Origin of the sequence: Paenalicyclobacillus macrosporangiidus, assembly GCF_900116805.1 — a bacterium.
Taxonomy (GTDB): domain Bacteria; phylum Bacillota; class Bacilli; order Alicyclobacillales; family Alicyclobacillaceae; genus Alicyclobacillus_H; species Alicyclobacillus_H macrosporangiidus.
The window spans coordinates 1-9,476 of sequence record NZ_FPBV01000044.1; the positions used below are offsets into that span (position 1 = coordinate 1).

General features: G+C 49.7%; 9 protein-coding genes and 3 pseudogenes. 11 read left to right on the top strand and 1 reads right to left on the bottom strand.

Translation table 11 applies throughout. From position 1 onward, the window contains the following. Window positions 1-176: 176 nt before the first annotated feature. From BM357_RS20395 to BM357_RS17915, 4 genes and pseudogenes are all read left to right on the top strand, one after another. Window positions 177-362 (top strand): annotated as a pseudogene (locus BM357_RS20395) (ArsR/SmtB family transcription factor); the annotation flags it as partial. A 186-nt stretch (window positions 363-548) separates the two neighbouring features. Continuing rightward, a pseudogene (locus BM357_RS17905) lies at window positions 549-3,113 on the top strand (heavy metal translocating P-type ATPase); the annotation flags it as partial. Window positions 3,114-3,301: 188 nt separating this feature from the next. Continuing rightward, on the top strand, window positions 3,302-3,583 hold the full coding sequence (locus BM357_RS17910; protein ID WP_074956675.1) for a metal-sensing transcriptional repressor: 282 nt from the start codon (window positions 3,302-3,304) through the stop codon (window positions 3,581-3,583). A gap of 55 nt (window positions 3,584-3,638) precedes the next feature. Continuing rightward, the gene (locus BM357_RS17915; protein WP_074956677.1) at window positions 3,639-4,976 is read left to right on the top strand and encodes an MATE family efflux transporter; all 1,338 of its coding nucleotides are present in this window, start codon (window positions 3,639-3,641) and stop codon (window positions 4,974-4,976) included. Window positions 4,977-5,025: 49 nt separating this feature from the next. Here BM357_RS17915 and BM357_RS20555 read toward each other — a convergent pair whose 3' ends face one another. Then, window positions 5,026-5,532: a methyltransferase domain-containing protein gene (locus BM357_RS20555; protein WP_083430668.1), complete on the bottom strand. Its 507-nt coding sequence runs from the start codon at window positions 5,530-5,532 to the stop codon at window positions 5,026-5,028. Between BM357_RS20555 and arsC the strand changes: the two genes are divergently transcribed. The 7 genes and pseudogenes from arsC to BM357_RS20825 form a co-directional block, all read left to right on the top strand. Continuing rightward, window positions 5,460-5,882 (top strand): arsenate reductase (thioredoxin), encoded by a 423-nt coding sequence (gene arsC / locus BM357_RS17925; RefSeq protein WP_175511584.1) that lies wholly within the window; start codon window positions 5,460-5,462, stop codon window positions 5,880-5,882. The two genes, BM357_RS20555 and arsC, sit on opposite strands and share 73 nt — an antisense overlap. A 150-nt stretch (window positions 5,883-6,032) precedes the next feature. Further along, window positions 6,033-6,330 (top strand): annotated as a pseudogene (locus BM357_RS17930) (YnfA family protein). 201 nt (window positions 6,331-6,531) lie between these two features. Beyond that, the gene (locus BM357_RS17935; protein ID WP_245784090.1) at window positions 6,532-6,819 is read left to right on the top strand and encodes a PadR family transcriptional regulator; all 288 of its coding nucleotides are present in this window, start codon (window positions 6,532-6,534) and stop codon (window positions 6,817-6,819) included. 60 nt (window positions 6,820-6,879) lie between these two features. Beyond that, on the top strand, window positions 6,880-8,088 hold the full coding sequence (locus BM357_RS17940) for a chromate transporter (RefSeq protein WP_074956685.1): 1,209 nt from the start codon (window positions 6,880-6,882) through the stop codon (window positions 8,086-8,088). 134 nt (window positions 8,089-8,222) lie between these two features. Next, window positions 8,223-8,888, top strand: coding sequence for an ArsR/SmtB family transcription factor (locus BM357_RS17945; protein ID WP_074956687.1), 666 nt, complete (start codon window positions 8,223-8,225; stop codon window positions 8,886-8,888). Window positions 8,889-8,980: 92 nt separating this feature from the next. Then, entirely contained in the window at window positions 8,981-9,349 is a 369-nt protein-coding gene (locus BM357_RS17950) for an MBL fold metallo-hydrolase (protein WP_074956689.1), read from the top strand. Window positions 9,350-9,360: 11 nt separating this feature from the next. Further along, a partial coding sequence (locus BM357_RS20825; protein ID WP_139234767.1) for a transposase occupies window positions 9,361-9,476 on the top strand: 116 nt, incomplete at its 3' end.

Consider the following 9,476-nt stretch of genomic DNA (forward strand, 5'->3'; position numbering starts at 1 on the left):
GTTATTTTCCACGCCTTGGAGCTTGCGAATCCACTCAAGAACTGCGAAGCTATTGACAGAAGCCATCGTTGCGTTCCTCCTACTAGTTTGTTTCGCCACACTCTAGTAGACACGCACGGTGGCTTCGTCGTCAATTGTGGACGACGCATTTTACACCACTACTTGAGACTTTAACGTCTCAGCACCTGAAATGCCTAAAGGGATGTGGAATTATCGTGGGTCGCCAGGAAGGAAAGTTTGTGTATTACTCCTTGCGCAACGACCAAATCAGAGAACTGCTTCGTATGTTTGATGTTGTGTTGTCGCACGTTGCGTCAGAAGTAGAGAGCTGCGAAGACGACTGCGTTGGTTGGAAGGAGTGATTGGGCATGTCAGACCAACAACAAAAGGCGATGGTGGGAACACCTCATACCTGTTGTGCTCCGGAGAACTGTAAATCGGTCTCCACAAATACCCTTTCGACCACATGTAGCCGTAATGACGAATGCTGTAAGGACGAAACTCAGGTTGCACGTGCTCAACGAGACAATTCTGTAGCGACTCGATGTTGTGCAGATAGCAAAGATACAGCGGATAACTGTTGTGGATGTGAGGAACATAGCGAACCGAATGTAGACGTTTCTTCCCCGGCTACCACCAGCGAAAGTGAATGCTGTTCGGGTGGTTGTTGTGCCGAGCAACAATCACACGGGGTTTCGTGCTGTCAACCGACACAACAAAGGGGGGAACCGTGCTGCGGCGACACCCATGAACATGGTAATCGATCCAACGGGGGGTACGGAATTTCACATAGAGATGGCGAACACCACGAATATAGGGTTTATGGAATGGACTGTCCGGCTTGCGCTAAGACGATTGAGAAGAGCTTGACGCAGTTACAAGGCATTCAATCTGTCGTTGTAAATTATAGTACAGGAAAAATGCGGGTAGTCGGTAACGACAAAGCCGTGTTTGAGCAAATCCCGGCTCAAGTAAAAAAGCTTGGTTATGCCGTGGAGCCTATTGTGCAGGGAAGGACAAGGACATACCTTATCGAGGGTATGGACTGTGGAGCATGTGCGAGGACGATTGAAAACCACCTACGGAAAGTTCCGGGTGTCAAGACGGTGGCTGTAAACTTTTCCAACGGCAAAATGATTATTGAACATGACAATAGCGTTCAGGATATCGTTTCAGAGGTCGCAAAGGTAGGGTATCGGGCATCTTTAATGAATGAGAACCGCCCGGTTGCTGCAGAAAGTGGTCGTAGCCGATCCGGCGATGCGCTGATTGTGCTGTCCGGTGTATTGTTGGCACTTGGGCTTATTTCGACGTATCTACCACTTCCTCCCATTGTACCGATTGGGTTGTTTGCGGCTTGCATGGTCATTGGGGGGTATAAACCAGCAAGAAACGCCTATTATGCGGTGCGCAGTCGTTCGTTGGACATGAATGTTTTGATGACGATGGCTGCTCTTGGGGCCGCTATCATTGGTCAGTGGGCCGAAGGTGCCAGCGTTGTCTGGCTGTTTGCTTTGGGAAATGTACTACAGAATAAGTCCATCGAAAAGACAAGAAACTCAATCCGAAGTTTAATGAGTCTTACTCCGCCTGAAGCATGGGTGAAAGTGGGTTCGGAACTCGTACGTCAACCTGTAGAAAATGTTGGAGTCGGTGATGTGATCGTCGTAAAACCAGGGGAGAGAATCCCTTTGGACGGTGAAGTCGTAAAAGGCACGTCTAGTGTCAATCAAGCTCCGATTACTGGGGAGTCGATTCCAGTTGACAAGCAGGTTGGAGATCCGGTCTACGCTGGAACGATCAACGAGAATGGTTCTTTAGAGATTGCAGTAACCAAGCTTTCCGGGGACAGTGCCATATCCCACATTATCCATATGGTTGAAGAAGCGCAAGAAAAGAAAGCACCGACACAGGCGTTTGTCGATAAGTTCGCTCGTGTCTATACACCGGTCGTTTTTATCTTGGCTTTGCTCGTTATGGCTATCCCTCCATTGATGGGATTCGGGACGTGGATTGGGTGGGTTTACAAGGGTTTGGAATTATTGGTCGTCGCATGTCCGTGTGCCTTAGTTATCTCTACACCGGTTGCAATTGTATCTGCTATTGGAAACGCTGCGAAAAACGGCGTATTGATCAAAGGTGGAACGGCCCTCGAGACGGCTGGCAAAATAACGGCAATCGCATTTGATAAGACAGGGACACTGACAGAAGGTAAACCGAAAGTTTCGCAGGTGTTTTCGTTAGAAACCACGAAAGAACATCTGCTTGCGATTGCAAGAATGTTGGAGGCGCATTCGACTCATTCAATTGCCTCGGCGATTGTTCAACACGTGCAGGCCTTGAAGATTGATGCACTTCAAGGGGAGTCGTTTCGTAATATCGTTGGGAAGGGCGTCACAGCCATCGTCGATGGCGTGGAGTATTTCGCCGGTAACCTAAGTTTATTTCAGGAAGTCGGTGCCCCAATTCAACAAATTGAAGAGCAGATACAATCTTTGCAAGACGAAGGGAATACCATTGTGATTGTAGGTACGAGACAACAAATTCATGGCTTCATCACCGTTGCTGACACCGTTCGCAAAACAACCGCTTGGACCGTTCAGTCACTAAAAGATATGGGGATCCGCCAGGTTGTCATGCTTACGGGGGACAACGAAGGGACTGCGAAAAGGATTGCCAATCAAACGGGGGTCGACCGTTATTATGCTGAACTCTTACCCGAGGATAAGGTCAACGCATTAAAACACATACAAGACGAGGGCCACATCATTGCCATGGTTGGAGACGGTATCAACGATGCACCAGCGCTTGCAACAGCGAACGTAGGTATTGCCATGGGTGGAGCAGGTACAGATACCGCCATGGAAACTGCGGATATCGTGCTTATGTCTGACAACCTGGAAAAATTGCCGTACACCATCGAGGTCAGTAAACGGGCTTTGCGAATCATCAAAGAGAATGTCTCGTTCTCTCTCGTCATAAAATTTCTCGCATTACTACTCATTTTTCCAGGATGGCTCACGTTGTGGGGGGCGGTCGTAAGTGACACAGGTGCAGCCATCATTGTCATCCTCAACAGTATGAGATTGTTGAAGAGCATGAGGCAGTCGTAGTTCTTCAGGACTGGCGAGAACACTGACGTAAATACATCAATTGTCGGGGTGGTTCCACGTAGGTTTGTAACCACCCTGGCATTTTTAATCGGGGTACAATACAGGCGCATAAGGCCATTCACGATGAATAACTGTCGGTTGATATATCCCCCCTGGGGGGATATTATTCATTGCATGGAGGTGTGCTGATGAAAGATCATCACCATCCACACAAACAACGAAAACAAGTGGTGAATCGATTGGCACGGATTGAGGGACATATACGAGCTGTTAAGGAAATGGCTGACGGGGGTAGAGACTGTTCTGAATTGCTGATTCAAATCGCCGCCGTCCAAAAGGCTCTTGATGGCGTGGCAAAGGTCATTCTAAAGGACCATTTGGAGGAATGTGTCGTATCTGCTGTAGATCACAAGGACCTGGACAAGGTGTTGAAGGATTTGCAAAGTGCCCTCGACCATTACATTCGATAGGGTCATGATGATTAACCAAGCATTGCACAATCCGTGGTGAAATTCATTTGAGAGGATGGTACTGCTGAAACTATCAGTACCCGGAAGACGTGTGTTATCTATTGCGCTCCCGGCAATCGGGGAGGCCTATCTACAGAATCTCCTTGGTGTCGTAGATACATTTTTTATCGCAAAACTAGGCCTTGTAGCGATTGATGCAGTAGGTGTCACAAACGTCTACAGTATGACGTACATTGGTGTATTTATCGCCATATCTTCCGCTTTATCGGTATTCCTGTCACGGGCCATCGGGGCTAAAGATCTTGAACGTGGCCGATCCGCTGTGTGGCATGGAGTTGTTATCGGCGTGGCAATCGGTGCGGTGTTGGGTGTTATTTCCGTGGTCTTTGCGGTTCCTCTGTTACACATCATGGGAGCACACGGTCAACTTGAACAGACAGCTCTCCCGTACTTCCGAACGGTTCTGGGTCTGTCACCGTTGATTGCACTGTTTACTGCTCAATCGGCGTCATTCCGTGCAACCGGCGATACCAAAACACCGCTTCGTGTCGGGCTCGAGATGAATGCGCTACACGTCATATTGGATTACATTCTCATCTTCGGTATTGGGGCGATTCCGGCATGGGGGATTACTGGTGCGGCGTGGGCGATGATTCTCGCTCGAGTGTACGCCTCCGCCCGCCTGTGGATGAAGTCTCGCCGGGTCGATGCGTTAAGGTTGAGAAGGAGGGATTTTGTATTTCATCCAGCACTGATTTCCAGTATGGTTCGGTTTGCGATTCCTGCTGCAATTGAACGGCTGTCGATGAGGCTCGGCCAAGTCATTTATTTTGGGCTTATCGTGCGAATGGGTGTTGATGTGTATGCCACACACAACATTGCAGGGACAATCGCTACTTTCGCCTACACCATTGGCAGCGGGTTTGCCACGGCAGCCACAACGACCATTGGACAGGCGATAGGGAGTGGAAATGAATCAGAAGCGCTGGCCTATCGCAGAGCTAGCTACATCCAGTCAGCGCTACTCATGACGGCGGTGACAACTCTCTTATGTGCGACAAGCCCTTGGTTTGGGTTACTTTTCACGCATAATGAAAGAGTTATCCATTTGCTGACTATCGTGTTGGCAATTGATATCGTGTCCCAGCCGTTTTTGGCGGCTGTACTGGTCGATACGTCAGCGATTCAGGCAGGTGGAAACAGCAAATACCCGATGATTGTAACGACCATCGGCATATGGGTGGTAAGAACACTCGGGGTCTATCTATTTGCATGGCAACTAGGATTTGGACTTCCTGCGGTGTGGGCGAGTATCGCCGGGGACAATGCACTACGGGCTATCCTGTTTGCTCTCTATCGTAAGAAGGGTAATTGGATTCGTGCCCTGAGCTGATGATGAAAAAACCGATAAGATGTGGTTTAACAAGAATGGAACCCCATTTTTAGGGGTGTTTGTTCGGAACTGCTACGATGAGGCGAAACACATCTGAGAAGGCAATAAACCGCATCTCTTGAATCGAAAACCCCGCCGTACGGAGGTTATCCATTGTCCTGCGGTTGACGTTCGCCCCTGTCATGCGAACGGTGAACGGATTGAGGATATGAAGCACGATGGCAATGGGAAAGTGATCGCTCAGCATGTGTTCAATCATGAGAAGGCGTCCTTCAGGCTTCAGGACCCGACGGATTTCCCGAAGCCCGGCTATTGGGTCAGGGACGGAACAGAAAACACAAGTCGACACCACGGAATCGAATGTGTCATCGTCGAATTGTAGATTTTGCACATCCATTTGTATCAACCGCACTTTCGCCGTGCATTCTTGAGCACGCTTTTCTGCGAGAGCATTCGGGGGCTTAAGAGGGGAGGTTGACGGAAATGACGAAGCCAATTGTGTACTTTCTGTGCACGGGGAACTCGTGCCGCAGTCACATGGCGGAAGGATGGGCAAGGTACCTTGGCGGGGACAGAATCGAAGTCCACAGCGCCGGTGTGGAGGCTCATGGGTTGAACCCTCGTGCCGTGGCAGCCATGAAGGAAGCCGGGGTGGACATTTCGCACCACACTTCAAAATTGATTGATCCGGAGCTGCTAAAACGGGCAGACTATGTGATCACCTTGTGTGGAGATGCCAATGACCGCTGCCCGATGACACCTCCGCATGTGAAGCGCCTGCACTGGGGATTTGAGGACCCGACCAAGGCGACGGGAACGGAAGAAGAGATCCAGGCAAAGTTTCGGGAGGTCTGGGATGCCATTCGGGATCGGATTCAGGCGTTGCTCGACGAACTGCCAGAGTAAAATCGAATTGAAGGATCGGGTTAGCACTCAGCACTGGACTGCCGGGAGGCGATCTGGTTGAGATGGATAGGAACGAGTAGTTGTTCACAGCGGGAGTCCGTATCCTGATTTGAAGGATGCGGACTCTTATCGCTGAACGGGGGTGATTAGATGCTCAAAGCTTACATGCTGTTTGTCATCGCTGGATTGGCGGAAATTGGTGGGGGATATCTCGTTTGGCTCTGGTTGCTAAACGGGAAGCCAACGTGGGTCGGCGTTGTCGGTGGGTTCATTCTCTTTTTGTACGGCGTGGTAGCCACCCGACAGGAGTTTTCGTCATTTGGAAAAGTCTATGCGGCCTACGGTGGTGTGTTCATTGTGATGTCCGTGCTTTGGGGATGGGTTGTAGCGAAGTGGGGCAGGGATCTGCCTCATCGGTGTAACAGTCATGCTGCTCGGGTCGAAATAGGTCAAACTGTCACAAGCACGAGTTCGCTGAATGGGACGATAAAGCGGGTACATGAGCCAGGGCGGAACAGCGCTTAACGAATCGTAACCGTGTTGCTGGTTGAGCTATCGAATTGACCTTGACGCTCATGATATCGGCTTGTAATATCGAAATATGATATCGGATAATGAGCGAATTGTACGAGACTTTCTATTGGGGTTTGTGAAAGTACACGTTCTCCATCATGCAGCCCACGAAGAGATTTACGGTGTTGCCATGATGGAGGAACTCAAACGTCATGGATATGAAATTGGACCAGGAACGATGTACCCCGTTCTACACGGTCTTGAGAAAGGGGGGTATTTGAAGCGACAGGACCGTGTAGTCGAAGGGAAGGTGCGTAAGTATTACACCATTACCCCGGCTGGCCGAGAAGCACTGCATAACATCAAAGCGAAAATCCGTGAACTCGTATCAGAGGTGATGGAAGACACATCATCGGATGAATAGAATTTGGAAGCTGAAGAGTCATAAGTACGCCCAGGTTCCTTGCAAAAGGAGGCAGCTCGTGTGAATGACGTTGATCCAAACGTTAAAACCACTGGTTCTGTACTTGAAGTGTTGAAGGTGTGTACCCGGCTTGGCCTCACGTCATTCGGCGGACCGATTGCTCACCTCGGCTACTTCCACGAGGAATACGTGAAACGTAGGAAGTGGGTTGACGAACAGAGCTACGCTGATTTGGTTGCGCTCTGTCAGTTCTTGCCTGGCCCAGCAAGCAGCCAGGTCGGAATTGCTATCGGCATTGAACGTGCAGGGCTGCTTGGAGGGCTGGCCGCTTGGGTAGGATTTACGCTGCCCTCGGCCATTGCACTGGTGGTTTTCGCTTACGTTTTGAAGGGACTAAATATTCAACATGCTGGGTGGCTTCATGGTCTGATGATTGTGGCCGTGGCAGTGGTAGCGCAAGCTGTCTGGTCGATGGCCACCAAACTCGCACCTGACAAGCCTCGTGGTACGATAGCGATCTTGGCTGCAATAACGACTTTAGTCTGGCCAACGGCCTTCATCCAGGTACTCATTATTGTCCTTGCGGGTGTCGTTGGGTGGCTGTTGTTTTTCAAACGGCAGGTCAGTGATGCCCCACCTATGCGTGTTCCGATTGAGCGTAAGACAGCCATCTTTTCATTGGTGCTCTTCTTTGCATTTCTCATCGTGCTTCCGATGCTCAGGTCGGTGACTCATAGCCAAACCCTTGCCCTCATTGACAGCTTTTATCGTGCAGGTGCATTGGTGTTTGGTGGTGGTCATGTTGTGTTGCCACTGCTTCAAAATGCTGTGGTGACACCAGGTTGGTTGACGAACGGTGAATTCTTGGCCGGTTATGGCGCTGCTCAAGCGGTTCCAGGACCACTCTTCACTTTTTCGGCATACCTGGGAGCTGTGATGCACCCACGTCCTAACGGAATACTTGGAGCTACACTCGCACTCATCTCGATATTTTTGCCGGCATTCTTGCTTGTCATCGGGGCACTTCCTTTCTGGAACGCCATGCGGCGTCATTCGGGATTTCAGTCTGTGCTGATGGGAATCAATGCATCGGTAGTCGGAATTCTGGTAGCTGCCTTGTATAATCCGGTGTGGACGAGTGCCGTCAAAACCCCAGTCGATTTCTGTTTAGCCATTGCGGCGTTTGGATTGCTGGTGATTTGGAAAGTCCCACCGTGGGTGGTTGTGCTTCTTTCTGCGATAGGTGGAGCTGTGGTGTCCTCCTTGTGATCTGTATATGGTAACAAAGTGGCAGAGCATCTCGGGAGATGGCCTCTGTAGTCTCTTCAAGGAACATTGGTTGACGAGGGCACATATCCATCTTATAATTCAAGTATTCAATTGAATAGTGTAGGAGTGGCTTTATGTCGAACAACGATACGAGAGCATGGAAAGATGCTATTTATAGTCAGTTCGCTCGAATTGGTAAGGCACTTTCCAGTCCAAAGCGCCTAGAGATTCTTGAACTCTTGTCCCAAGGGCCAAAGACGGTCGAGACATTGGCTCGGGAGACTGAGATGAGTGTGGCAAATGTTTCACAACACTTGCAGATTCTGCTACAAGCACGAATGGTTTGTTTTGAAAAACACGGCACGTATGCGATTTACCGATTGTCTAGCGGAACTACTACCAAATTGTTGTTATTGCTTGAGGATTTGGGCGAAGAGATTCTGGCAGAGGTAAATCAATTACGAGAAGAGCTAACAAGGAACATGGAGTTTCCCGAGCCCCTGTCTATTGAACAGTTAGAATCCCGACTGCAATCGGGAGATATCACCTTGATTGATGTTCGACCTAAAGAAGAATACGACTTTTGTCACATACCTGGTGCCATTTCCATTCCCATTACGGAGCTTGAAAAGAGACTTTCTAGCCTTCCACGTGACAAAGACATTGTTGCGTATTGCCGAGGCGCATATTGTGTATATGCCATACAGGCAATCGAGTTGTTGAGAATGCAGGGATTTCAGGCTTTTCGATTGGAGGAAGGCGTTCGGGAGTGGAACGAGCTGCATCCCACGCATCAGTAAGCGGGATTCGGAAGAGTGTGCGTAGGCATAATTTTGTACGCCGGTTAATTTGGGCGGAAGTAAAATCGAGGCAAATAGGAGGAAGGATATCAATGATTTTCCGACAGTATCTCCATACAGAACCTATTGCAGCATCGTACCTCTTTGGTTGCGGTGGTAAGGGTAAAGGGGTTGTCGTTGATCCCTTGATTCAGGACGTGGACTTCTATGTCCGCCAAGCTACGGAGTTGGGAATGCAGATCACTTACGTCTTTGATACGCACCTGCATGCGGATCATGTTTCCGGTGGCCGAGCGCTCGCTGAAAAAACGGGTGCAGAATACGTGTTACACGAATCTGCCCCAGTGAATTTTCCGTTCAAGGGTGTAGCAGATGGAGATGAGGTGGTTGTCGGTAACGTTGTCATTCTATACTTGCCCCAGAGTCAACCCAGACAGAAGGGATGGGTTAAGATGAAGTAGAGGTGTTTGTGATGCCAGGACGTAAGTGGACTGTGGACGAGAAGATGAACATCGTGCTCGAGGGCATGATGCCCGGTGCCAACATCAGCGAGGTATGTCGGCGGCATGGCGTGGCCCAGAGTCTGTA

Coding starts and splice junctions, on each gene's coding strand:
- BM357_RS17950 (WP_074956689.1), top strand. CDS start 8,981: ATGATTTTCCGACAGTATCTCCATACAGAACCTATTGCAGCATCGTAC.
- BM357_RS17915 (WP_074956677.1), top strand. CDS start 3,639: ATGGTACTGCTGAAACTATCAGTACCCGGAAGACGTGTGTTATCTATT.
- arsC (WP_175511584.1), top strand. CDS start 5,460: ATGACGAAGCCAATTGTGTACTTTCTGTGCACGGGGAACTCGTGCCGC.
- BM357_RS17945 (WP_074956687.1), top strand. CDS start 8,223: ATGTCGAACAACGATACGAGAGCATGGAAAGATGCTATTTATAGTCAG.
- BM357_RS17910 (WP_074956675.1), top strand. CDS start 3,302: ATGAAAGATCATCACCATCCACACAAACAACGAAAACAAGTGGTGAAT.